The following is a 24,343-nucleotide window of genomic DNA, read 5'->3' on the forward strand; positions in this document are numbered from 1 at the left end:
ATGTTTAGTGGTGTATTGATATATTTTGTCCTTCTTGGTATAGGAGGAGTGCTGAGCTACAAGGGAATAGTCCATGACAAGCTTTTGAAAAGGGCAGGCCAGATGCAAATGGTCTTTTTATACATGCTCATATTTGTAATGGGCATAAGGCTTGGAATGAACAGGGAGGTCATTGAAACCATAGGCACAATAGGATTCAAGTCAGGTGTCTTTGCTGTATTGACAGCATTGGGCGGCGTACTTGGTGTCTTTGTTCTTGACAAGACTCTGATAAAAGGCGGAAACAACACAAGGAATGAAGGGAGGAACAGCCATGACAATTAAAATTCTGCTTGTACTTGCAGCTGGAATACTTTCAGGGTTATACATAATGGATCCTTCCTTTTACGGGGCAACTGATATCCTACTGGATATCGGACTATCCCTCTTGTTGTTCTTCGTAGGGATTGATATAGGAAGCAACAAAAAAGTATTCGACCATTTAAGGGAAATGGGATTCAAGATAATTCTGGTGCCTTTTTCGGCAGCCGTTGGATGCGTGGCAGGAGGAATTGCCGTAGCATTCATATTTGGAATGCCTCTACTGGAAGGAGCAGCAGTGGCTGCAGGTTTTGGCTGGTATAGTCTTGCGCCTGTACTCATAGCTCCATATTCTGCTGAACTTAGTGCAATAGCATTCCTTACAAATGTATTCAGGGAGATACTGGCAATAGTGTTCATATCCTATACTGCCAGTTATATAGGCTTTTTTGAAACTGTTGGACTGGGAGGTGCTACTTCTATGGACACAACTCTTCCAATAATAACAAGAAATACAAATGCAGAGACTGCAGTTGTAGCTTTTGTCAGCGGCATGGTAATGTCCCTTCTGGTACCTGTACTGGTGCCTCTTATTGTATCTATTCTGCAGCTGCAGATGTAAAAGAAAGAAGCAATGTTTTCTGGGGAAAACTAAAAAAAATACAAAAAAGTGCATAAAAAGTGTTGACATGGTAATTAACATGTATTATAATTCATATAAATTCAAATTAAATCTATTGATTGAGAAAAGTAAGCGAGAAGGGAAGCTTAAGCGAGTCGGAGTTGGTGGAAGTCCGATAGTGAAACTGCGCTGAACAGAACTCATGAAGAGGTTCCCGGAAATTATAGTATGGAAGCCCGGTTAAATACCGTTATAATGAAAGAGATGAAGCGATAGCTTTAAATAGAGTGGTAACGTGGATAGATTCCGCCTCTTGTGTGAGAGGGCGGTTTTTTTATACAATTTCTATTTATTGATGCATGCATATTTATGCATCGTTTCGAGAAGAGTGGTACCGCGAATACACGCCTCTTCATAAGGGTGTGTTTTTTTATACCCAATTTTAGAAACAAGCCAATAAAGGCTAAAAAAATGAAGGCAATTTACTGGAGGTAAAGAAAAATGAGTAAAGAAAAAGTAGTACTGGCATATTCAGGTGGACTGGATACATCGATTATTATTCCTTGGTTGAAGGAAAACTATGATTTTGAAATTATAGCATGCTGTGTGAATGTAGGTCAGGAAGATGACATGACTGAAGTCAAGAAAAAGGCTATGCTGGCTGGAGCAAGCAAGATATACACAGAAGATGTTACTGACAATTTTGTAGATGAATTTGTATTTGATGCCTTGAAGGCAAATGCCGTTTACGAAGGCAAGTACCTTCTTGGAACTGCAATAGCAAGACCCATAATAGCAAAGACCCTTGTTGAGGTTGCTCACAAGGAAGGAGCAAAATATATTGCTCACGGATGTACAGGAAAAGGAAACGATCAGGTAAGAATTGAAACTGTCATTGCTTCAATCGACCCTACTATACAAATAATTGCACCTTGGAGAATATGGGACATCAAGTCAAGGGAAGATGCAATTCAATATGCGGAGGAAAGGAATATTCCTCTTACAGTAACAAGGGAAAAGATCTATTCAAGGGACCAGAACCTTCTTCATATAAGCCACGAGGGTGGACATGTTGAAGATCCAAAGAACCAACCCAACATGAAAGAGCTTCTCATGATGACAAAGACTCTTCAGGAAGCCAAGGACGAGCCTGAAATAGTTGAGATAGAATTTTTCAAGGGTAAACCTATCAAGGTGAACGGCAAGGAAATGTCTGGAAAGGAAATACTTTCCACTCTAAATAAAATAGGCGGAGACCATGGAGTTGGAGTAATTGATTTACTCGAAAACAGAATGGTAGGAATGAAATCAAGGGGAGTGTATGAAACTCCAGGTGGAACAATCCTTTGGTATGCACACTCAGAACTTGAAAGACTTGTTCTTGAAAAAGACGTGCAGCACTATAAGGCTCAAATTGCAAACAAGTATGCAGAGCTGGTATACAACGGCATGTGGTACAGCGGTTTGAAAATGGCTTTTGACGGGTTTATAGATAAAACTCAGGAAACTGTATCCGGTAAGGTTAAGGTTCAGTTGTACAAAGGCAACATTCTTTCAGCAGGTATGGAATCACCATACGCAATCTACAATGATGAAATATCATCATTCGGATTCAGTGAACTGTTTGATCATCACGATGCTGAAGGATTCATTAAATTAGTCAGTCTTCCTTTTAAAATAAAAGCTCACTGTCTTGGAAAGGAATATCTGGACAAGACATTTAAGAGCAAAGAGGCTTAGATAAATAGCCCGGCTGCCCCCAGTGGGCAGCCTTCTTTTTTTATGTCTGCGAAGACCGGATTCAAATATAGGCTTTGAAAGGACGAAATAGTATTATTTTCAACTCCCTTATACAAAACACCTTGAAACGGTGGTGTTTTGCCACCGGTACAACAACTTTTATATCTGTAAGTGTAATTGTTGGTACCTATTAGTCGAGACCTCGTTGAGAAATAATACTATTTCTACGTAGTCGAATGTAACTGCTAATTAAGCTTAGTGTATTCCAAACATAAAAATTATTGTTAGAGTTTATTATATAATGACAGTATAGTGAAATTTAGACAACTAAAAAAGCATAATAAATTTTACCGAGGTCTCGACTTGGAGGTGCGACCAATCATCCTTTAATAAATTAGTGATTGTCGTACCGACGGAGTAGGGAGGTAAAGTTTATTATGCTTTTACTGTGCTGGATTTAGCTTGTTCACTGTTCAAGCGTCTTGTAAAAAAGCACTGCACTGAAGGATATGACGGCAACACCGACTATCCTCACTATGTTGACCACTGCAGCTCTTCCCTTGAACATAAGTATTATTCCTGCTATGAGGCTGAGGCAGGATATTACAAGTTCATACTTGTTTGAATAGTCATGCTCCCTGATTATGAAGAACATCTTGTAGATACCGAAGGACAGCAGTCCCAGGCCTGATATTATCATTACAAGCTCCGGAAATACCAGAACAAGTATTCCTATAAGCACTCCCACCAGGAAGAAGGACCTGTCCCTTCCCCAGATTGTGCCTTCAGTATAATATATTCCAAAACCGCAGAATATGGACAGCATTACTCCTACTACCCTTATGAGTCCTATCCCTATGAAAGATGGAAAACTTATTAGAAGAAGTCCTACGAGAAAAAGCGACAAACTCACCGTTCTCAGAACTTTTGAACTCGAATTTATTTCAAACCTTATCATTATACCTCCTAGTTTTATATCACAACACTAGTTGAGTTGATTCATGCGTTATTGTATATATAAACGGTTCAATTGTATATCCAATGTTGGATGAATCAGAACGAAACTTGTTGTGGGATAAAACATCATTATTTTAAATATCACAACACTAGTTGAGTTGATTCATGCGTTATTGTATATATAAACGGTTCAATTGTATATCCAATGTTGGATGAATCAGAACGAAACTTGTTGTGGGATAAAACATCATTATTTTAAATATCACAACATATATACCCAATACCATTATATAATAATTTTTACGAAAATGAACGATATTTCGGTTAAAATCAAATTAAATATGCTATAATGTTAAGATAATTTGATGGTTGTGATCTTATGAAAAGAAATATTGTAAAATTGAAGATGGAAATATTGTCTGGAAACAATAATTATTATACTATAAAAATCAGTGATTGTGAAAACAATATTGAAATTGGCTTTGATACGGGTGAAAAGAAACTGGATATGGAGGCTCTGGAGGGCAATTCGGTTTACGATCTGCTGAAAAGGAATCTTTACCAGTTCAAGAAACTTCTTCACAATAAAAGGCCAAAGACCTATTATCCCGGTTTTATACTTGAATTTTCCATTTGGGATGGAAAGGATACTGCAGCTTTCAACGACAGAAGCAATATCATAGTCGTTGACAAGAGAGACGGCAGGGATCATATTTATGTTGCCGAAAAATTCAAGGAAGATATTTGTTCCATATATATTGACGGAAGCTTCAATGAAGAAAAGAACAAGGGTGCCTATTGTGTAATAATAAACCACAGGGACGGCAGTTATGAACAGATTTACGAAAAGTCGGATGTGACAGGCAGCAGTCAGATGGAACTGGCCGGAGCCATAGCCGGGCTCAAGAAGGTCGTGGATGAGCGGGAAGTAAGGATAATCACTGATTCACAGTATGTGAGGAAGGGTCTTACGGAGTGGATAGTAAACTGGAGGCTCAACGACTGGCATACGGCAAACGGCACAAAGGTCAAGAATATTGAGCTTTGGAAGGAGTTTGCCAGCCTGACGGACAATAGATACATAGAATTTGAATGGGTAAAGGGGCATTCCAACCAGTTTGAAAATACCTTGTGCGACCTTTATGCCAAGGACAAGATGAGGGAGATGTAAATAATATGAATGCAGAAATCTTATGCTTTGGAACAGAAATATTGCACGGAGATATAGCAAATACCAATGCACAGCATATATCGAAGAAGCTTGCTGAAATAGGAATAAACGTGTTCTACCATTCGGTGGTAGGAGACAATCACAGCAGGATGAGAGAGGCTTTCGAGCTTGCCTTCAGCCGTGCGGACCTAGTTGTGTGTACGGGAGGGCTTGGACCTACCCAGGACGATATAACGAAGGAAATACTTGCAGCCCACAACAAGGTTGAAATGGTCTACGACGAGGACAGCTTCAATCATGTGAAGGCTCTTTATGGAAGGCTCAACAGGGAAATGCCCGAAAGCAACATAAGACAGGCCTATTTCCCAAAAGGGTCGAAGATATTGAAAAACAACAACGGTACTGCAAATGGCTGCCTCATGGATATTGACGGTAAGGTTGCGGTTTTGATGCCGGGGCCGCCAAGAGAGATGTATCCGATGCTTGAGGAACAGGTTATTCCCTATCTTATGAAATATTCCGACGGAGTAATATTTGGAAAGAAATTTGTAGTTACCGGACTTGGCGAATCCACTGCAGAAACAATGATCATGGACCTTATAGAGAACCAGACCAATCCTACAATAGCAACTTTTGCCGGAAAAGGAAGGGTGGTGTTGAGAGTCACTGCGAAGGCGCCTACAAAGGAAGAGGCGGAGGAGCTCATTAAGCCCATTGAAGATGAGATACTGAAAAGAATGGGTGAAAATGTGTATTCCAATGGATCGGACAATATAGCAGAACATTCTGCCCAACTGCTTCTCGAAAACAATCTGACCGTTGCAGTGGCAGAATCCTGTACAGGAGGAGAAGTTTCTTCCAAGCTTATTGACTTCCCCGGGATTTCCTCGGCATTCCTTGAAGGCTTTGTAACATACAGCAATGAAGCCAAGATGAGGACTCTCGGAGTGATGGAGCAGACATTGATCGACCATGGTGCAGTTAGTGCTGAAACTGCGGAGGAAATGGCCAGAGGAGCCGCCCTTAAGGCTGGTGCAGATATTGGACTTTCCACCACGGGTGTTGCAGGTCCCACAGGAGGAACCGCGGAAAAGCCTGTAGGCCTGGTTTACATCGGTGTATACTATAATGGCAAGACAGAGGTAAGGAAGTTGAACTATCCCGGACTGAGGGCCACTGTGAGGGAAAGGTCTGCAAATTCGGTACTTGACCTCATGAACAGGGTAATAAGGAAAAGCTTCAAATAGGCAAGAGGTGTGTTATGGAAATTAAGATTCTGGTTGTGGATGACAGTCTCCAGCAGGTGAGAAAGATAATTGAATCAATAGAACAATATTTCAAGAATCTTGACGATATATCATATACGGCGGACAGGGCAAGAAAGAGTTCCGATGCCCTGGATTTACTTGCCGGTAATGAATATGACATTGTATTTCTTGATGTGGATATAGATGAATTGAACGGAGTGGATATTGCAAAAAGGATAAGAATGAAGAACGATAACACTGAAATAATCTTTGTCACTGCATATCCTGACTTTTCCATCAAGGCCTATGAGGTATTTGCCCTCAATTATCTGTTGAAGCCCATAGACAATGCGGTCTTTAACAAGACGATGAACAAGGCTGTTGAAAACATAAGGAATAAGGCTATTGCAAGCAAGTTGAAATTCATAGAGGTCGTAATGAGGTCGGAAAGCAGAAGGCTTTACTATGACGACATACTGTGTTTTGAAAAGAATGGCAAGTGTGTGAAAATCCACCTTGTTGATGGAACGACCGTCGAGCCCAGGGCAACACTGAATGAATTCGAAGAAAAAACAGGGAGCAAATATTTCCTGAGATGCCACAGGGGATTTCTGGTGAACACAATGAAGATTGAAAAATATGCATATGATGAACTTCACCTTAGGAACAGCGATATTATAATTCCTGTAGGGAGGAAGTTCAAGGATAGGGTTGACAGGACCATTAAAAACATGATTTAGTGAAAAAACCAGAATAAAAAATAGTCATTTTCCGTTGTTTAGGCCGTTTAAACTGTCGTTTAGGCCAAGACCCTTGCCAAGGTATTTGTTTGATGATATAGTCTAGACAAGCATAAATGCGGTACAGAAAAATGCTAAAGGGATGCTGTGCCGTTGATTCAGGGATAAAAAAACACCTCAAAAAATGTATTGAAGTGTTTTTTTATGGAGGATTAGTGAATGTTGATTTATTAAGAGATGAGGGGGATGAAATGAGGAAAACAAGCTACAGGATAGCGGATTATTTCATAGAAAATGATTTTGCCGACAAAGGTGACTACAGCAGGATTGTATTTGGCATGGAAGTGCTAAAGACTGCCGTAGTACAGCTTACAGTTGTTTCCATTGCGGGGTTGGTCTTTGGAGACATACTACTGGCATTGTTATTCTTCATAGGATTCGGATTCACAAGGACATTTGCAGGGGGATTCCACATGGATACCTTGCTTAAATGTACGACAATTACCTTGGGGTTCCTTCTTGTTTCCATGTTCGTTTCCGAATACACATATTATTTCGGAGAAGTGCATGTTATCAATACATTGCTGATAATGGTTTCACTGGCCGTATATTCAAGGTTTGCTCCTGTGGAGAACCATAACAGAAGCTTGAGCAGTGATGAGAAAAGCAAGTTCAAGGGACAGACCATGATGATAGTGATCATTATGTATGTACTTATCGTCGGCGAACTCCTGTTTGTTGCAGAATATGACAACTATGCAACTGCGGTCAACATGGGGATGACATTTGAGGCTTTTACTCTTCTCCCCCTTAATATTGGGAAATAGAATGAAGATGCGGTCGTTTCACATGCTATTCATGTTGATATGCCCGCTTTTTTGATATATAATGCTTGTTGATTGATTAATTTTTGGAGGTATTTATTAATGTCAATTGGCGAGTTCATACTGGAGTTTTCAACCAGTTTATTTGATTTGGCGGTAATTTTCTTTCTGGCCACGAGGGGTCTGGAAAAGAGGAACAAAAACAGCCTGGTGGATATATCAGGAGTGGTGTTGTTCACCTTGCTTATGGTTATGATGAATCATTATCTTGGACATACAAGTTTGATGGCGACAGTGGTACCTGTCTTCGGAATATTCATTGTTGCAAGATATTCGTACTGCGTCAGGGTTTTGAGGTTTTTGGGATCATTTGTATTGTTTGTTGCCTTTATCGCGATAGGCGAATTTATTGTAATTGCATTCCTGACAAATTATTTTAGCCTGGAACCCAGTGTGTTGATGGATTACAACATATACAGGATATACTACGGCATACTTAGCAAGACCTATCTGATCATACCGGTTTACTTTACAGGAAAATTCCTGACCAGGGAAAAGATTGATTTTTCCCCTTCTGTAATGATGGCTGTAGCAATACTTTCTATAAATTTCATAGTAGGAATGCTGGGATTGAAGCTTTACAACGAGAACCTGAACCTGACAGGAAGCGGTACAAACTACCTGATGACAATGCTATTGTGCATGGCCCTTCTGAGTGCCTTTCTTATCTTTTACACGAGGCATGTCCTAAGTGTCGAAAGAAAGACTCTTGTCATGGAGGCTTCAGAGAAGGAATATAAAAACATGGCGGAATATATGGGCGAGATTGAGAATCTCTACAATGATCTGAGGTCCCAGAGGCACGACTATGTCAACCATGTGGAAACCATAAAGGGACTCATAGACAACGATGATGTGGACAAGGCAGGAAACTATGCAGGAGACATAATAAATGCGGAAGCGGTGGAGAGTAAAAGGCTCAGCATAAGCAACAGTCTGGTCAATTCCATAATCGGTTATAAGAAAAGAAAAGCCGAGGAGATGGATATACAGTTGGACTATGATGTCAAGTTGCCTGCAAGCCTTGAAATAAAGGACATAGATATGACCATCATGCTCAGCAATGCCATCGACAATGCTATAGAAGCTTGCGAAAAGATAGAAGACAACAGATATATAGACATATATATGAACTATGCTCTTGGAAAGGTCAAGATGAATATCAAGAACTCCTTCGGCGGCAAGGTGGTAAGAGAAGGGGAAAAACTTGCCACCAGAAAGATGGACAAGAAAAGTCACGGCCTGGGACTTGCCAACATAAGAAGGGTCGTGGACAAATACGAAGGCATCATGGAAATCAAGCAGGAAGGGAATGTATTTGATTTGGAGATTATGATATAAACGCCAAGTTTATATAAATATGATTCGGGAGGATTGCCATGAAAGTATTTAAAAAGATCAAAAGGAACATGAATCTGGGGGTTTTGATGCTGATTCTAGTGGTAGCTGAAAGGGCCGCAAGCAGCTGTAGTGTTTTGGGGATTTATCAGCCTAAACTGGAAGACTAGTAATGAATTGAATCAAGAAGATAAAAAAGTGCTTTGTACGGAACTTTCGCAAGGCATTTTTTGTTTTTTGAATAATGCATAATAGCTGACAGAGATGTTTGTTAACCAATTTTAATAATTATGAATGAGTTTTTGCTTTAATGGGTACATAAATTAAGGTACAATATAATTAGTCGGGAATAAGGAGGTAGAGCAGACGTGAGTCTGCGAGACAATATGAGTAATACGATGAAAATAATAATAGCAGTGGTGGCCGTAGTGGTCATTGGCGGGGGAATCTTTTTCTTTGCAGGACAGAACCCAATGGCGGACATGACAACCTTTGAGAAGATTGAAACTTCAATGAAGAAGCAGGTGGAGATCAAGAAGGCTGATGTGGACATGAATATAGACCTGGAATTTGAAATTGACGAAACGGCACAAAATCCAAATTTGGATATCCTAAAACTCGTTAACGATATAGAGTTTAGCTATGACATAAAGCAGGATATCTCTGATATGGAGAATTTCTTCATGGAAGGACTTTTTTCTGTCGTTTATCAGGGAGAATCGGCATTTGACGTAGATTTCTTCATGGACGGAGAAAAGATGGTTTTTGGAATGCCTACATTGATTGACCAGCCTTTCTTCATGACATATGAAGGATATGCAAGGCTTTTGGACCAAGCTATGAGTATGAACGGTACTACGGAAGCTCCTCAGTTCGACTTCGACATGAAAAGGATAATGAAGGACTCCGTAGAGTTTTCTGAGGATTTCTACTCCATCGAAGGAATTGAGGGAGCCGAAAATTTCGATGAGGAAAAGTACAGGACCATGATAGAGACAGGTCTTGAAGGGCTTCTTGTGGAGACTGAAGCCTTTGATGTGGAAGTTGACAGGGATGGAGAAAAATCAACAGTGAAATGCGACGGATATCTGCTTTCATTCAACGAGACACAGTTCATAGATTTCGCTCTTCCCCTGCTTGAAGAGGCAAAGACGGATCCTGCTCTAAAGGCCATAATAATTGCAAAGACGCAGGAATATCTTGACTTCACCATGAATATTTATGGTGAGGACTTCTTCAATCAGCCGGGCATGGAAGACCCATATGAAGAATTCAATCAGATTGTAGAGGACCTGAGAACCAACTATGAAAGCGGAATTGAGGAGATGATTGGACAGTTGACTGCCCAGAGGGAAAGATCCGACAAGGAGACCTTCATGGTTGTCAACAAGATGGGAATAGACAAGGACGGAAATATGATATACTGGGACATGTCACTGGACCTATTCATGGATGCGCTGAAGGAACTTGAAGAATCTGAAATTGCGTCTGAGTATTCATCAACTGATGATATTGAAGGTGTAACCAAGTTCAATGTATCCATAGAATATGTCATCAACTCAATAAACGAGGACCTGACATTCACGGATTACTCCACTATCGAGGAAACCGGTATAGATATCGTGGCTCTGGCGGAAAATCCTGAATCGGCTGAAACACAGCAGGTTGGAATGCAGATAATGGGTGCATTCATGCAGGAAATGGGAACAAATCCACTTTTCCAGGCATTGTCACAGATGATGATGCAGGCTACGCCTGAACCAATGTATTAACGGTATATGAAAGGCTGTGTATTTCTACTACGTTTCAATCTAAGGACCATAGTCACCGACTACAGGAAGATTGCAGTAATCTTTCTTCTTCCTTTATTGATATTGGCAGGTTCAGGTCTGGTGTTCGACAGTGGAGACAGTATAGATAACCCGACAGAAAAGATAAGACTAGGAATTGTCGACCTTGAGAGATCACCTGACAGTACAATGCTGCTCGGAACCATAACCGGAGAAGAGACAATTTCCAATATGATGGAGTTTGAATCAATGGAGGAGGAGAAGGCAGCTGAGAAGCTGAAACACAATGAAATAACGGCATATATTGTAATCCCGGAGAATTTTTCTACGGGATTACTTAATATGGAAAATCCGCCCCTGAAGCTCTACAGCAATGGAGAGAACTTATTCGAATTCCTTATAGTCAAGAAGACTGTAGAAGGATTTGCCAAGTACGTGAATCAAGTGGAAATATGCACTTCGGCAGAATACATGTCCCTTAGAGATATGGGATATTCCATGAAAGAGGCGACGGAGATTAATGATAGAATATCATACAGCTTGATTTTCAAGACACTGGGAAGAAAATCCATGTTCGAAACTTCTCCGGTATACAATTTTCCGTCTGTTTCATCCTTCATATATCATGGAGTGTCCATATTGATACTTCTGCTTTTCTTTACTACAACCTTTTCGGCACTGGACTCCATGGAGGACAGGGATTCGGGAATAACGACGAAAACCAGGATGGCAGGAGTACCCATGTATTCATGCATGTTTTCGAAATCTTTGGCCTATGGGATTTTCAATACATTTTCTACAGTTGCCATACTTTTTGCATTTGCAAATTTTTCGGGAATGGAACCGGCATGGCTTGAATTGACTTTTTTCATTCTGGGAGCATCGTTCATGTTGAACTCCTTCTGGATGGCAGCGGGATTTGCAGTTGGGGACAAGGACAGCTTTACAAGCATATCATCAGTATTCAATGTAGTTATAGCCTTTGCGGGAGGAACCTTCTTCCCGGTAGTGCTGCTTCCCTATGAAACCAGCCGGATAGCCCTATATTCTCCAAATCTGATAATATCGAAAAATGTTGTGAATATAATGTACGGCAATGCTTCATTTCATGGAGTCTTGACTGCCTTCGCAGGGTGCGCAATATTGGGGATGCTGTTTCTCAAGATTGCAGAACTTCTTGCTGGAAGGAGGGATGCATCTTGATTGAGATAATGAAAATGAGGATAAGGCTTTTCTTTTCAAGAAAGGTCCTTGTATCGCTGTTTGTAATGTTTCCCCTGGTTCTAGCCATGGTATCCACAGGATATCTGGGCAGCAACGAGGTTGAAATGAGAAGCAGGATTGGAGTTGTAGACCTTGACGGTTCAGAGCTTTCAAGCAATTTGGTAGAAAGGTTGAAGGGTGACAAGACCCTTTCTATATTTGTCTATGACATGGAGGAAGGAAAAGAAAGACTCAAAGATGAAACGGTCACAGGCCTCTATACGATAAAAAAGGGCTTCGGTGAGTCAGTCGAGGCTGGAAAGTCTGAAGATCTCATTTTAATAGAATACCTGTCGGACAATTATATGGCATCAGGAGTCACAGACATTATAACACCCTATTTCATGCTTGATGTGCTCAGGAATGCCGTTCTTAATGAAATGGAAGTGATTCTTGAAGATGAGAAGGAACTGGAGGAATTCTCCTTGATCTTTGAGAATAAAGCCTTGCATTATGGTGAAATGGAAGATCTGAAGCTTGACGTCAATACGGAAACCGTTGCAGGGGAATTCGACATGCCTCTCTACACAGTTACAAAGGAAATGTTCATAAGGTATCTTCTCGGCATGATACTCATGTTCCATCTCGTATCCTCCTTCTACCAGAGCATGGGCCTGTATGAAGATGGAGAAAGCAGGATAATGGACAGGATAAGGATGTCGGGGAAAAACGAGATTGAATATATTGGAGGAAACATATTTGGAATAGGGTTAATGATATTTTTGGTTTCTATTATTCAATCTTTAATCCTTAAGGGATTGTTTTTCTCACATCTAAAGATGGCTGCAGTTGCAGTTGACCTTTTTTCATATTCAGTCTCTGTATCATCGCTGGCAGTATTTCTTTCCAGGTTATTCGTTAGAAGGACTGACTATATGACAGCGGTTCCCTTTCTCGTAACAGGGATGTGGATACTTGGCAACATGACATATGCAACGGAGTTTTTCGGCCTGGATATACCTTCAATACTTTTATTCGTTCCGGGAATGGCATCAAGGGAACATATAATCAAGTTGTTCACTGTTGAATCGACGGATATTGACATGGGTGTTGTTTTGAAGGAAATATCTGCAGCAGCAGTGATGGCTGCATTGGCATCAATAAAGAAAGGGGGAAGAAAAGCAGGTGGAAATAGAGCTTAGGGGCATAAAAAAGAGATACAAAAATGAAGAGATTCTTAAAGGGTTGGAAATGAAGATAGACAGTGGCGAATTTGCAGGTATAATTGGTCCAAACGGTACTGGAAAGACTACGGTTCTGAATATTATATGCGGCCTCTTGAAGGCGGATTCGGGCAGTGCGACAATAGGAGGAAGACCTGCGGTTTTGATGAAGGAAAAAATGGGTTATGTACCTCAGGAGATAGCTTTATACGGCGACTTATCCGTGACTGCCAACATGAAATTCTTTGCCGGCCTGTACGAATTGGACAGGCATTATGCATCTTCCATGTCTGAAGAAATTCTCAACACTCTTGGACTTTATGGAGCGAGAAATAAAAAGGTCAGGAGCCTTTCCGGAGGCATGAAGAGGAGGCTTAACATAGGGACAGAGCTTCTTAAGAACCCGGAGGTACTGATACTTGACGAGCCTGCTGCAGGTGTTGACATCAAGGGGATTTCCGAGCTTTCATCTATATTGAAGGAATTGAGTGGAAAAGGAATGACCATAGTAATGGCAAGTCACCAGATGAGGTTCGTTGAAGAACTCTGCACCAGCCTGTATTTTCTTTCGGATGGAAGAATAGAACTTCATGGCAGGACTGAAGAGCTTCTTTCAAAAGAAGGGGAAAGGGTCATGCTTGAAGAGTTGTACTACAGCATATTCAAAGGATGAAACGTATGTAAATAAATTGTGAAGATGTAAAAAATGACAAAAAAGTAAAATACTTATTGACATGTCTGTAACATTTATGCTAAAATCACTTCAATGAATATATCGTAATAAATGCAATGATGGAGAAAAAAGTTTTCTAGAGACAAGTTTCAGAGAGTCGATGGTGGTGAAAATCGATACTGTCATGAAAATACACTCACTCCAGAGCAGATTTTCCGAAAACAGTAGGAAAATACGGAAGCCACGTTACAGGCTGAGAGTTTGATTGAACTCGAATGAGAGATTTGGATATCTTATGATATTCGGATAAACAGAGTGGTACCGCGGGTAAATACATCCCGTCTCTGACAATAGTCAGAGGCGGGATTTTTTGTTGTATATGTTGTACATGACGTTGCAGAAAACAACCAAGATGATAAAAAGAGGAGAAATATCATGAGTAAACTAATTAAAATTTTTGACACTACCTTAAGAGATGGAGAGCAGTCACCGGGCTGCTCAATGAACCTGAAAGAAAAGCTTCAACTTGCAAGGCAGCTTGAAAGGCTAAATGTTGACATAATAGAGGCCGGATTTGCTGCTGCATCGCCAGGAGATCTGCTGGCTATAAAGGAAGTGGCTGGAGTCATAGAAAACACTACTGTTGCCAGTCTTGCAAGGACGCACAAGGATGACATAGACAAGGCGTGGGAAGCCGTAAAGGATGCAGTAAGCCCTAGAATCCATACTTTCATAGCCACTTCGCCAATACATATGGAGTACAAGCTTAAGATGTCTCCGGAAGCCGTCATGGACAGGGCTGAGGAAATGGTCAAGTATGCTAAAAAATACCTTTCAAATATTGAGTTTTCTGCAGAGGATGCCACAAGAAGTGATGTTGATTTTCTTGCTAAGATATTTACAAGGGTAATCAATGCAGGAGCAACAACCATAAACATACCGGATACTGTAGGATACACTACTCCTGAAGAATACTATGACTTCATTTCAAAGATAAGAAGCAAGTGTCCCGCCCTTGACAAGGTGGATATTTCAGTCCACTGCCACAACGACCTTGGTCTTGGCGTGGCAAACTCCCTTGCAGCAATAAGAGCTGGAGCTACTCAGATAGAATGTACAATCAACGGTATTGGAGAAAGAGCCGGCAATGCATCTCTTGAAGAGATTGCAATGGTCCTCAATACAAGAAAGGACATCTATCCATATACGGTGAATATAGACACTAAGCAAATCATGAGATCAAGCGAACTGCTGTCAAGCATAACTGGAGTGAAGGTTCAACCGAACAAGGCTATAGTCGGAGCAAATGCATTTGCTCATGAGTCGGGAATTCACCAGCACGGTGTACTCAACAACAAGGAAACTTATGAAATAATGACACCTGAATCCATAGGGCTTCATGAGAACAAACTTGTCCTCGGAAAGCACTCGGGAAAACATGCCTTCAACGACAAGCTTGTTGCTATGGGATACAACCTTGACAAGGAAGAGCTTGCAGCTGCATTTACCAGGTTTAAGGAAGTTGCAGACAAGAAGAAGGAAGTGCATGAAAGGGATATCGATGCAATAGTATCAAGACAGAACATTGCAGTACCAAAGGAATTCGAGCTTGAAAGATTTGTTATCAACAGCGGAAATACCATAACTTCAACAGCCATAGTAAATATAAGGACAAACAACAGAACTGTAGAGAAGGTTGCGACTGGAGACGGACCTATAGATGCCGCCTTCAAGGCAATTGAGAAGATCGTCGGCAGGAAGCTGAAGCTGGAAGACTGGTCAATGGATGCAGTAACTGAAGGAAAGGATGCTCTCGGTGATGCAACTGTAAAGCTTAGGGATAACGGGCATGTGTATATTGGAAGAGGACTTTCCACAGACATAGTCGAGGCAAGTGTGAAGGCATATGTGAATGCAGTAAACAAAATGAAATTTGAAGAAAAGCAGGAACAGGAAATAAGCTAGATTTGATTTGTGTTTTAGACATAACATGAAATTACTCAACTAAAGTTATAATATAAATATTATTGTTTAAGTAATAAAAAATTAATGATGTTTTATCTCACGTCAAGTTTCGTTTTGATTTTATAACATTTGATATACAATTGAAGCGTTTATATATCAAATAACAAAAAATCAACTCAGCTAATGACGTGATATAAGAACTAGGAGGAAAAAGTGGAGTACAAGATAGCGCTAATAAAAGGTGATGGAATAGGACCTGAGATAATCGATCAGGCAGTAAGGGTATTGAAGGCAGTAGAAGAGAAATGTGGCCACAGCTTCAAGTTTGAAGAGGTCTTGGCAGGTGGAGCGGCAATAGATGCGGAGGGAGTAAATCTTCCGGACAGGACTCTCGAAGTTTGCAAGGAAAGTGATGCCGTTATGCTTGGTGCCGTTGGCGGACCAAAGTGGGATGATCTCAAGGGAGAATTGAGACCTGAAAAGGCACTTCTTACATTGAGAAGAGAGCTTGGACTGTATGCAAACATAAGGCCTGCTGTAATGTTTGAAGAGCTTGCAGATGCATGTCCTCTCAAGGATGAAATTGTTGAAGGCGGTCTTGACATAGTTATCGTAAGAGAGCTTACAGGTGGAATATACTTTGGAAAGAGAGCCACTGAAGGAAGCCACGCATACGACTGCATGGAATACTGGGAATATGAGGTTGCAAGAATTGCAGAGAGAGCCTTTGAAATAGCAATGAAGAGAAACAAAAAGGTTACAAGCGTTGACAAGGCCAATGTTCTTGATTCGTCAAGACTTTGGAGAAAGACTGTGGAAAAGACCGCAAAGAAATATCCTGAGGTTGAAGTTGAGCACCTCTATGTTGACAATGCTGCAATGCAGCTGGTTGTAAATCCGAAGCAGTTTGACGTAATCCTTACAGGAAACATGTTCGGGGATATACTTTCAGATGAAGCCAGCATGATAACAGGATCAATAGGACTTCTTCCCTCGGCTTCCATAGGAGAGCAAAACTATGGAATGTTCGAGCCTATACACGGATCCGCACCTGATATAGCTGGCCAAAACAAGGCTAATCCTATTGCGACAATACTTTCTGCTGCCATGATGCTCAAGTATTCATTCGGGCTTGAAGCCGAATCTGCCATGATCGAGAATGCAGTGAAGAAGGCCTTGAAGGGCGGACATAGAACTGCAGACATAAGCAAGGAAGAAAGCTATCTTTCAACTGTTGAAATCACAGACAGAATAATAGCGGCGTTATAGAGTTAAAGCATAAATAATAAAAATCGAGACAACAAAAAAGAATCTATTGGATTACAATCTCAATAGATTCTTTTTATGTTTCATTTACGTCAATGAGGTTAATGTCAATATCACTTTCCATCACGTCCTCCTTATTTGATTAAAGATTATTTTTCGTTTCCAGCAAACTGTCCCGTTCCGAAATGGTTCATTGTTTCAACTGATTCCCACAGTTCAGCCAATTCCTTTTCTTCTGCAGTCAAAGGTCTTTCGTTATACATAATATTCTCCTTTCATCATTTTTTCTTATAACTGATGCTTATTATCCGGATATTATTTGTCTTCCGAATATTGACCTGTTCCGAAATGGTTCATATTTTCGGCCATTCCCCAAACTTCCGCCAATTCTCTTTCTTCCTGCATCAACATTTCTTTTTTACCCATCTTAAATCTCCTTTTTATTTTCTATTTCTTATATTTTCATTTCAATATGTCAGAATAATTTTATCCTCACATTAATGAAATAAAAAAGCCCTCGAAGAATAAATCTTCAAGGACGAAATAATCCGCGGTACCACCTTGGTTGCACTGAGTGCCTCTCTATCGGTTCTAACAAACCTAGACCTATAACAGGGTCAATCGTTTTCGGCTGACTATTCACCGAAACAGCTCCAGAGTGATATCTTCCTTTCCTTGCCGCCGGGTTCCAGCATCACCGGCTCTCTATAAGCAATTGTGAAAAGTCGACTCTCTTTCAAAGCTTTAATGTAGATAATTGTAACAGAAATGAAACAATTTGTCAAGGGGATTGTACTGAAAAAACGCAATATTGTATTTTGTATCCAAAAAACCGTTTTAGTGCATTTGTCGTATGGCATAGTGCACAAACGTTGAAATAAGTTCATTTTAACTGATGGCACCTTTCATTATTGACAATCGACTGTAATGGGATTAATATATTCAGTAATTGATAGTTAATCCGGTGGAAGGTGATTGAATGTTTGACGAACCATTTGAATTCAAGTTTGATATATTGAAAAAAATCATGTCCGATGTAAAAGAAGAAGTGGTGGTTGTGGATGAAAATCTGAGGATAATATATGCCAATCATTGTGAGAAACAGTTTGGCATGAAGGAAAGCCAGGTGATAAACAAGTCCATATACGATGCTTTTTTACATCTTCAAAGAAATAAAAGTTCAATTCAAAATGTATTCAGGAACAAAAAGTCTCTTGAAAATAATATATGTTCCTACGTGACGAGAAGGGGAGAAAAGAAGACAAAGCTAACATCCACATATCCGATTTTTGACGGGGAAAGGGTGAGGGCGGTTTATGAAATCGGCGAGGATGTTCCGGAGCTTCACTTGAATAAACTTGTTCCTGGGAGCAGGAGAAAGGCTGCAGATTCATCAAAAGGCTTCAAGGATGAGTTGAGCGGGAAAGGTGACAGATTGTTGTATTATACCGTAGATTCCATAGCCGGCAGCAGCAATGCAGTTGTAAAGCTCAGGGAAAAAATCAAAAATATTGCCAACAGCCCTTCAAGTATTCTCATATACGGGGAGACGGGAACCGGAAAGGAACTTGCGGCCCAGGCAGTGTACACTTCCATGAACAACTGGCAGTCCAGACCCTTTGTAGTGCAAAACTGTGCGGCAATACCCGAGACGCTTTTGGAAAGCATACTTTTTGGAACTGTAAAGGGAAGCTTTACAGGAGCGGAAAACAGACCCGGTCTTTTCGAGGAAAGCAGTGGAGGAATACTCTTTCTTGACGAGCTTAATTCAATGCCCTTGAGCCTTCAGGCAAAGATACTGAGAGTTCTCCAGGAAGGAAAGGTTAGAAGGGTTGGTGGAGAAAAGGAAATTGATGTTGATTTCAGGCTTATAGCCACTACCAATGTAAGACCTGAAATACTGGTTAAATCGGGAGAACTGAGGGAGGATTTGTATTACAGGATAAGTGTCCTGAACCTCGATCTTGTGCCATTGCGGGAAAGAAAGAATGACATTCCCAAACTTGTCGACGGATTCATCGCCGAATTCAATTCCATACTGGGAAAGAATATCGAAAGAGTGGACCGCAGGACAATGGAGTTTTTTATGAATTACTCCTGGCCCGGGAATATCAGGGAACTTAAGAACATAGTCGAAAGGCTTTCAAACTATACCAACTGCAGTGTAATAACATATGCGGAAAGTGAAATAGAAGGACTTCTCATGAGAAGGGAATCCATTCCCGAGATTGAAGCCGGGGAAAAGAAAGAAACACAAAGCAAGGACAGGATAAGACTGAGGGAAGCAATGGCTGAATACGAGAAGGAACTCCTTGCAATGGCCATTGAGGAAGCCGGCGGCAACGTTTCAAGGGCTGCCCGGGATCTTGACATACCGCAGCAAACCATGAACAACAAGGTAATCAAATATGATTTGAAAAAGATGATAGAAGAAACAAAACTCAAAAAAGGGTAAATAAACGGGTAGTATACTGGGTAAAAAGATGGGTTGTGTATGCCTGTCTTTTTTATTTTTTAGTATCTTGTGTTTTGGCTCCAACCTGGTTGTTGCTGGTGTTTTTGATTGATTAAGGAGGCGGATCCATTGATTATCAAGGGCTTAAGGACTGGTTTCAGGATTTGCATGAAGGCAGATACATGGATTTCTGTGCGTTTCAAAGAATTTTTTTAAATCTGGCACGGTTGTTGCAAATATGAATTTTAAAATTGATTGATATGCATCAGCAGATGTAAAATGGAAAAGGAGATTTTTATGAAAGGCAATTTTAACATGGCAAGACCGGTAAATGAAAAGATACTTGAGTATCTTCCAGGCAGCAGGGAAAGAAGGGAACTGGGGAGGAAACTGAATGAACTAAAGAACGAGGTCATTGAAATACCACTCATCATAGGGGGGAGGGAAATAAGGACAGGAAATTTGAAGGATGTAAGGATTCCCCACAACAAGGAACATGTAATAGCAAGATATCACATGGCGGGAGAAGAGGAATTAATGATGGCCGTGGAAGCTGCTGTCGAGGCCGGTGAAAAATGGAGAAACATGCCGTGGCAGCACAGGGCTTCGGTTTTTCTTAAAGCTGCAGACCTTCTTTCAAGTTCGTGGAGACAACTTCTCAATGCATCCACAATGCTTGGACAGAGCAAGACGGTAATCCAGGCTGAAATAGATTCTGCCTGCGAGCTTACAGACTTTTTAAGGTACAATGCATATTTCATGCAGGAAATCTACAAGGACCAGCCTGAATCCAGTCTTAAGGAATGGAACAGGACGGAGTACAGGCCTCTCGAAGGATTTGTACTTGCAATATCACCTTTCAATTTCACAGCAATAGGAGGAAACCTGTCTTCAGCTCCTGCAATTATGGGGAATACAGTAGTCTGGAAACCTTCGGGAACTGCAATATACTCCAACTATTTTGTAATGAGGCTCTTGATGGAAGCAGGAATGCCTGCAGGAGTAATAAACTTTGTTCCTTCAAGGGGATCGGACATTGAAAAGCATGTTATTTCTAGCGAGCATCTGGCAGGAGTTCACTTCACAGGTTCAACTAAGGTATTCAACAACATATGGAAAAATGTAGGGATGAATCTGGACAGATACAGGAATTATCCAAGGCTTGTAGGGGAAACAGGAGGGAAAGACTTTATCTTCGCCCACAACTCGGCCGATATAAAGCAGCTTGCCACAGCCATGGTGAGGGGGGCTTTTGAATATCAGGGGCAGAAATGTTCTGCAGCATCAAGAGCCTATATACCAGCGAGCATCTGGGAGGCCCTTAGGGACCGGATGGAATATGAGTTGGGAAAGATTCAGATTGGAGAGACAGAGGATTTTGACAATTTCATGGGAGCTGTAATAGACCGGAATTCATATGACAATATCGAGAGGTATATAAAATTTGCAAAAAATTCAGAAGATGCGGAAATAATTTTCGGAGGTCATGTGGATGACAGTGTGGGATATTTTGTTGAGCCTACAGTAGTTGTTACTGATGATCCGGAATTCAAGCTTTTGAAAGAGGAAATATTCGGGCCCGTACTTACCATATACGTATATGAAGACGAGAATCTTATGGAGACACTCGAAATATGCGACACTACATCGCCTTATGCCCTTACAGGAGCAATTTTTGCTTCCGACAGAGATGTAATAAGAGACATGGAGAAGGCTCTGTTATACAGTGCAGGTAACTTCTATATCAACGACAAGCCTACAGGAGCAGTAGTGGGGGCCCAGCCTTTTGGCGGAGGCAGAAAGTCGGGAACAAACGACAAGGCGGGAAGCAGGCTTAATCTTCTGAGATGGACAAGCGCAAGGACGATAAAGGAAAATTACAACCCTCCCAAAAACATATTATATCCCTACATGGAAGAGAAAACTCCCGTTTCTGTGAAAGCTGAAGTATGATATAATATTAAGTAGGGCAGTGCATATATCATACGAGACATTGTTCACAATAAAACTGGAGGGTGTTTATGGAAAAGATAGTTATCGGATTACGAATTGATGTAAGAAGTGAAACTGCTGAGGCTGTTCAGAAGTTGCTGTCTGAATATGGATGCTATATAAAGACGAGACTTGGAATGCATCAGCATGCAGATGAGAGTTGTACAGAGAAGGGACTTGTGATCCTGGAAATGATAGACAACTGCAGTGAAAAAGCGGTAGAGCTCAAAGAGAAGCTTGATGCCATCGAAGGTGTTGTGGCAAAGGATATGAAATTCTAGAGAAATACAAAAATCCACAGGATTTAATCTGTGGATTTTTTGATTACGTTATGCTTTTTTTTCATCCTTGGATATTTCCGTAAGGGATGATACAAGTCCTGCGATTCCCTGTATTTCCGAAGGGATGATGATCTTGTTGGCAGGGCCGTTGGCTGCTTCCTTGAATGCTTCCAGACTCTTGAGGGATAGAACTTCCTTGGTTGGAGAGGCTTCGATTATTTTCTTGATACCTTCAGCAGTTGCAGTCTGTACTTTTACTATGGCTTCAGATTCACCTTCAGCCCTTCTAATCGCAGCTTCCTTATCGGCTTCTGCCTCAAGGATGAGAGACTGTTTCTTACCTTCGGCAACAAGGATTGCGGATTTCTTTTCACCTTCTGCCCTAAGGATGGCTTCCCTTCTCTGTCTCTCGGCTTTCATCTGCTTCTCCATTGCATCCTGGATCTCTGCAGGAGGCATGATGTTCTTGAGTTCCACCCTGTTAACCTTGATTCCCCAAGGGTCTGTGGCTTCATCCAGTATGCTTCTCATCTTTGTATTTATGATTTCCCTTGAAGTCAGGGATTCGTCCAGTTCCAGATCACCGATGATATTCCTCAGAGTGGTTGCAGTAAGGTTCTCTATTGCTGCTATGGGTCGTTCAACTCCATAGGTGAATGCCTTTGGATCCGTTATCTGGAAGAATACTACGGTGTCTATCTGCATAGTAACATTATCCTTTGTGATTACGGTCTGGGGAGGAAAATCCACAACCTGTTCCTTCAGGGACACCTTTCTTGCAATTCTGTCAAGGAAGGGCATTTTTACGTGAAGACCCGTATTCCATGTTGAGCTGTAGGCGCCAAGTCTTTCAAGGACGAAGGCATTTGCCTGAGGTACGATTTTGATGTTTGCGATGACGGTAATGATAACTACCAGCATCAATACTATTAAACCAACTATTTGACCCATTTACTTATCCTCCAATTCACTTACTATTAATTTTACTCCATCGATATTTTCTACCTTTACCAAGGTGTCGACGGGAATCACCTTGTTTCCCAATGATCTTGATGTCCAGATTTGACCGGATATCTTAACGAGACCCTTGGCATTAAGATTGTCAATTTCCTCTGTAACCTTGCCTGTTTCTCCAACAAGTTTGTCGGCATTTGTCTTTGTCCTTCCAACCTTGAAATACTTAAGCGCTATTGGACGGGTGTAATACAGCAATATGGCCGAAACTACCAGAAATACGGCAATTTGTCCAAGAGGGGGTACTCCTATGACCTGAGCCAGCCATGCTGCTATTGCTGCAAAAGCAAACCAGATTGTGGCCAGACCCATCGTTGCAGCTTCTATTATTACAAAAATTATTGCTGCTGCTATCCAAATGAAATCTAACGGGTTCATATTTACCTCCTTTATAGTGATGATATCACTTCATAATATATTTTATCATTAAATCAAGTGGAAATGTATTAACAAAATATAAAAATTAACATTAATTAACTTTTATGTCCTGCCTCATTCATTTCATCACCTTCGTTGCATTCACTATCGTTGCTTCCATTCTTCCTTGACCAGACGGTTTTCAGCTGACAGAGCAGGTCGCCATCTTCACTGTTTACCATATGGATAATTTCCACCTTGTCCTCGAAGTCGTTTATCTTGCTCTTTATATTCACCATGTTTCCGTATTGTATTTCCTTCCGGTAGATTACATCCATATGGGAAAGATTGCATTCCGTTGCTATGTCAAATGGTATGGACTCTATAGCCCATGCAATGTATTTCGTATTGTTAACGTGTAGATTGTGGTCGATGTCAAGGTATCTTATCTGAAAGTTCTTTTCTATGTCTGCTTCCTTTATCTTTTCGATATTGTTGAAGGATATCTTTTCAAAGAATCTGTCCTTGGTTGTGAATCCGTAGGCTTTTATGAGGTCGTGAGTGATTCTGCAGAGCTTCTTTGTTTCCACATTGACTATTGTCCAGGTGGAGTAGGCATAGGATATGAGATTTTCATTTTCGTCGTAGACCTCGAACTTTCGGTAGACATAAAACCTTTCATAATACATGGGATAGGTTATTATCTTGATCTTCTCCCTGAATTTTGGCATCCTGTTTATGACGATATTGTACTTAAGAAGGACCCAGATAAGGTTGTGGGCCTGCATATAGTCGTATCCAACACCCAGGAAATTGGACTGGTTTGATGCTGCATCCTGAAAGAGGCCAACAAGGGCCTGGGGCGAAAGCTTGTCCTTGTAGTCCGTATAGAAACACAGGATTTCGTAGTTTTTTGTCGTTTTCATTAATGGCATATATACCCCCTGAGAAAAGTTGAGTTTATTCATACTTCTTACTTATACCCTGATTCTGGCAAAATTAAACCTAAACAAGAAAGGAAAGTTTTCCTTTACCATCATATGCATAAATCATATAATATATTTAATCGTCCCGGACAGGGCGAGTTTGAGATGATGAAGAACCAAGCATCACTATGCATGATTG

22 protein-coding genes and 3 other annotated features are annotated in these 24,343 nt (G+C 40.8%); of the genes, 18 read left to right on the plus strand and 4 right to left on the minus strand.

Features of this window, described 5'->3' with window-relative positions; genetic code table 11:
* From BUB05_RS12730 to BUB05_RS12740, 3 genes are all read left to right on the plus strand, one after another.
* Complete coding sequence (locus BUB05_RS12730) at positions 1 to 324, plus strand: LysO family transporter (protein ID WP_073050000.1); 324 nt, start codon at positions 1 to 3, stop codon at positions 322 to 324.
* Positions 314 to 922, plus strand: a complete 609-nt coding sequence (locus tag BUB05_RS12735) for a LysO family transporter (protein ID WP_073050001.1) — start codon at positions 314 to 316, stop codon at positions 920 to 922. The genes BUB05_RS12730 and BUB05_RS12735 overlap by 11 nt, the downstream gene beginning before the upstream one ends.
* Before the next feature lie 106 nt (positions 923 to 1,028).
* Positions 1,029 to 1,239, plus strand: a binding site (T-box leader).
* A 184-nt stretch (positions 1,240 to 1,423) separates the two neighbouring features.
* Positions 1,424 to 2,662, plus strand: a complete 1,239-nt coding sequence (locus tag BUB05_RS12740) for an argininosuccinate synthase (RefSeq protein WP_073050002.1) — start codon at positions 1,424 to 1,426, stop codon at positions 2,660 to 2,662.
* A gap of 466 nt (positions 2,663 to 3,128) precedes the next feature.
* Here the strand turns inward: BUB05_RS12740 and BUB05_RS12745 are convergent, their stop codons facing one another.
* Positions 3,129 to 3,620, minus strand: a complete 492-nt coding sequence (locus tag BUB05_RS12745; RefSeq protein WP_073050003.1) for a hypothetical protein — start codon at positions 3,618 to 3,620, stop codon at positions 3,129 to 3,131.
* A 378-nt stretch (positions 3,621 to 3,998) separates the two neighbouring features.
* On the opposite strand from BUB05_RS12745, the gene BUB05_RS12750 reads away from it, so the two are divergent.
* The 15 genes from BUB05_RS12750 to BUB05_RS12815 all read left to right on the plus strand — a co-directional run bounded on the left by BUB05_RS12750 (position 3,999) and on the right by BUB05_RS12815 (position 21,847).
* Complete coding sequence (locus BUB05_RS12750) at positions 3,999 to 4,790, plus strand: ribonuclease H family protein (protein WP_073050004.1); 792 nt, start codon at positions 3,999 to 4,001, stop codon at positions 4,788 to 4,790.
* 5 nt (positions 4,791 to 4,795) lie between these two features.
* Positions 4,796 to 6,037: a competence/damage-inducible protein A gene (locus BUB05_RS12755; protein WP_073050005.1), complete on the plus strand. Its 1,242-nt coding sequence runs from the start codon at positions 4,796 to 4,798 to the stop codon at positions 6,035 to 6,037.
* Between the two features lie 14 nt (positions 6,038 to 6,051).
* On the plus strand, positions 6,052 to 6,777 hold the full coding sequence (locus BUB05_RS12760; RefSeq protein WP_073050006.1) for a LytR/AlgR family response regulator transcription factor: 726 nt from the start codon (positions 6,052 to 6,054) through the stop codon (positions 6,775 to 6,777).
* Positions 6,778 to 6,992: 215 nt separating this feature from the next.
* Entirely contained in the window at positions 6,993 to 7,604 is a 612-nt protein-coding gene (locus BUB05_RS12765) for an accessory gene regulator ArgB-like protein (RefSeq protein ID WP_073050007.1), read from the plus strand.
* A gap of 99 nt (positions 7,605 to 7,703) precedes the next feature.
* Entirely contained in the window at positions 7,704 to 9,002 is a 1,299-nt protein-coding gene (locus BUB05_RS12770; protein ID WP_073050008.1) for a sensor histidine kinase, read from the plus strand.
* Between the two features lie 38 nt (positions 9,003 to 9,040).
* Positions 9,041 to 9,169, plus strand: a complete 129-nt coding sequence (locus BUB05_RS18570; RefSeq protein WP_139258015.1) for an AgrD family cyclic lactone autoinducer peptide — start codon at positions 9,041 to 9,043, stop codon at positions 9,167 to 9,169.
* A gap of 228 nt (positions 9,170 to 9,397) precedes the next feature.
* Positions 9,398 to 10,771 (plus strand): hypothetical protein, encoded by a 1,374-nt coding sequence (locus BUB05_RS12775; RefSeq protein ID WP_073050009.1) that lies wholly within the window; start codon positions 9,398 to 9,400, stop codon positions 10,769 to 10,771.
* A 6-nt stretch (positions 10,772 to 10,777) separates the two neighbouring features.
* Entirely contained in the window at positions 10,778 to 11,992 is a 1,215-nt protein-coding gene (locus tag BUB05_RS12780; protein WP_073050010.1) for an ABC transporter permease, read from the plus strand.
* A complete protein-coding gene (locus BUB05_RS12785) occupies positions 11,989 to 13,194 on the plus strand; it encodes an ABC transporter permease (RefSeq protein WP_073050011.1) in 1,206 nt (401 codons plus the stop codon). The genes BUB05_RS12780 and BUB05_RS12785 overlap by 4 nt, the downstream gene beginning before the upstream one ends.
* Positions 13,178 to 13,888, plus strand: coding sequence for an ABC transporter ATP-binding protein (locus tag BUB05_RS12790; protein ID WP_094762920.1), 711 nt, complete (start codon positions 13,178 to 13,180; stop codon positions 13,886 to 13,888). Before BUB05_RS12785 ends, BUB05_RS12790 begins: the two co-directional genes overlap by 17 nt.
* A 107-nt stretch (positions 13,889 to 13,995) precedes the next feature.
* Positions 13,996 to 14,237, plus strand: a binding site (T-box leader).
* Between the two features lie 86 nt (positions 14,238 to 14,323).
* On the plus strand, positions 14,324 to 15,853 hold the full coding sequence (locus BUB05_RS12795; protein WP_073050012.1) for a 2-isopropylmalate synthase: 1,530 nt from the start codon (positions 14,324 to 14,326) through the stop codon (positions 15,851 to 15,853).
* 213 nt (positions 15,854 to 16,066) lie between these two features.
* Positions 16,067 to 17,122 (plus strand): 3-isopropylmalate dehydrogenase, encoded by a 1,056-nt coding sequence (gene leuB, locus BUB05_RS12800; RefSeq protein WP_073050013.1) that lies wholly within the window; start codon positions 16,067 to 16,069, stop codon positions 17,120 to 17,122.
* A 528-nt stretch (positions 17,123 to 17,650) separates the two neighbouring features.
* Positions 17,651 to 17,868 (minus strand) — a binding site (T-box leader).
* A gap of 230 nt (positions 17,869 to 18,098) precedes the next feature.
* Positions 18,099 to 19,574: a sigma-54 interaction domain-containing protein gene (locus tag BUB05_RS12805; protein ID WP_073050014.1), complete on the plus strand. Its 1,476-nt coding sequence runs from the start codon at positions 18,099 to 18,101 to the stop codon at positions 19,572 to 19,574.
* Positions 19,575 to 19,871: 297 nt separating this feature from the next.
* A complete protein-coding gene (pruA, locus tag BUB05_RS12810) occupies positions 19,872 to 21,527 on the plus strand; it encodes an L-glutamate gamma-semialdehyde dehydrogenase (protein WP_073050015.1) in 1,656 nt (551 codons plus the stop codon).
* Between the two features lie 68 nt (positions 21,528 to 21,595).
* Positions 21,596 to 21,847, plus strand: a complete 252-nt coding sequence (locus BUB05_RS12815; protein WP_073050016.1) for a CPF_0552 family protein — start codon at positions 21,596 to 21,598, stop codon at positions 21,845 to 21,847.
* Positions 21,848 to 21,895: 48 nt separating this feature from the next.
* Here BUB05_RS12815 and BUB05_RS12820 read toward each other — a convergent pair whose 3' ends face one another.
* The 3 genes from BUB05_RS12820 to BUB05_RS12830 form a co-directional block, all read right to left on the minus strand.
* Complete coding sequence (locus BUB05_RS12820) at positions 21,896 to 22,798, minus strand: SPFH domain-containing protein (protein ID WP_073050017.1); 903 nt, start codon at positions 22,796 to 22,798, stop codon at positions 21,896 to 21,898.
* On the minus strand, positions 22,799 to 23,239 hold the full coding sequence (locus BUB05_RS12825) for an NfeD family protein (RefSeq protein ID WP_073050018.1): 441 nt from the start codon (positions 23,237 to 23,239) through the stop codon (positions 22,799 to 22,801).
* Between the two features lie 95 nt (positions 23,240 to 23,334).
* Complete coding sequence (locus tag BUB05_RS12830) at positions 23,335 to 24,153, minus strand: acyl-[acyl-carrier-protein] thioesterase (RefSeq protein WP_073050019.1); 819 nt, start codon at positions 24,151 to 24,153, stop codon at positions 23,335 to 23,337.
* Positions 24,154 to 24,343 lie beyond the last annotated feature (190 nt).

The sequence above is a fragment of the Dethiosulfatibacter aminovorans DSM 17477 genome (assembly GCF_900142005.1).
GTDB lineage: Bacteria > Bacillota > Clostridia > Tissierellales > Dethiosulfatibacteraceae > Dethiosulfatibacter > Dethiosulfatibacter aminovorans.

Excerpts from the sequence above, each read along its gene's own strand:
- BUB05_RS12795 (WP_073050012.1), top strand. The coding sequence starts at position 14,324 with ATGAGTAAACTAATTAAAATTTTTGACACTACCTTAAGAGATGGAGAG.
- BUB05_RS12780 (WP_073050010.1), top strand. The coding sequence starts at position 10,778 with ATGAAAGGCTGTGTATTTCTACTACGTTTCAATCTAAGGACCATAGTC.
- BUB05_RS12805 (WP_073050014.1), top strand. The coding sequence starts at position 18,099 with ATGTTTGACGAACCATTTGAATTCAAGTTTGATATATTGAAAAAAATC.
- BUB05_RS12730 (WP_073050000.1), top strand. The coding sequence starts at position 1 with ATGTTTAGTGGTGTATTGATATATTTTGTCCTTCTTGGTATAGGAGGA.
- BUB05_RS12750 (WP_073050004.1), top strand. The coding sequence starts at position 3,999 with ATGAAAAGAAATATTGTAAAATTGAAGATGGAAATATTGTCTGGAAAC.
- BUB05_RS12755 (WP_073050005.1), top strand. The coding sequence starts at position 4,796 with ATGAATGCAGAAATCTTATGCTTTGGAACAGAAATATTGCACGGAGAT.
- BUB05_RS12770 (WP_073050008.1), top strand. The coding sequence starts at position 7,704 with ATGTCAATTGGCGAGTTCATACTGGAGTTTTCAACCAGTTTATTTGAT.
- BUB05_RS12830 (WP_073050019.1), bottom strand. The coding sequence starts at position 24,153 with ATGCCATTAATGAAAACGACAAAAAACTACGAAATCCTGTGTTTCTAT.
- BUB05_RS12760 (WP_073050006.1), top strand. The coding sequence starts at position 6,052 with ATGGAAATTAAGATTCTGGTTGTGGATGACAGTCTCCAGCAGGTGAGA.
- BUB05_RS12735 (WP_073050001.1), top strand. The coding sequence starts at position 314 with ATGACAATTAAAATTCTGCTTGTACTTGCAGCTGGAATACTTTCAGGG.
- BUB05_RS12745 (WP_073050003.1), bottom strand. The coding sequence starts at position 3,620 with ATGATAAGGTTTGAAATAAATTCGAGTTCAAAAGTTCTGAGAACGGTG.
- BUB05_RS18570 (WP_139258015.1), top strand. The coding sequence starts at position 9,041 with ATGAAAGTATTTAAAAAGATCAAAAGGAACATGAATCTGGGGGTTTTG.
- BUB05_RS12820 (WP_073050017.1), bottom strand. The coding sequence starts at position 22,798 with ATGGGTCAAATAGTTGGTTTAATAGTATTGATGCTGGTAGTTATCATT.
- pruA (WP_073050015.1), top strand. The coding sequence starts at position 19,872 with ATGAAAGGCAATTTTAACATGGCAAGACCGGTAAATGAAAAGATACTT.
- BUB05_RS12815 (WP_073050016.1), top strand. The coding sequence starts at position 21,596 with ATGGAAAAGATAGTTATCGGATTACGAATTGATGTAAGAAGTGAAACT.
- BUB05_RS12740 (WP_073050002.1), top strand. The coding sequence starts at position 1,424 with ATGAGTAAAGAAAAAGTAGTACTGGCATATTCAGGTGGACTGGATACA.
- BUB05_RS12825 (WP_073050018.1), bottom strand. The coding sequence starts at position 23,239 with ATGAACCCGTTAGATTTCATTTGGATAGCAGCAGCAATAATTTTTGTA.
- BUB05_RS12775 (WP_073050009.1), top strand. The coding sequence starts at position 9,398 with ATGAAAATAATAATAGCAGTGGTGGCCGTAGTGGTCATTGGCGGGGGA.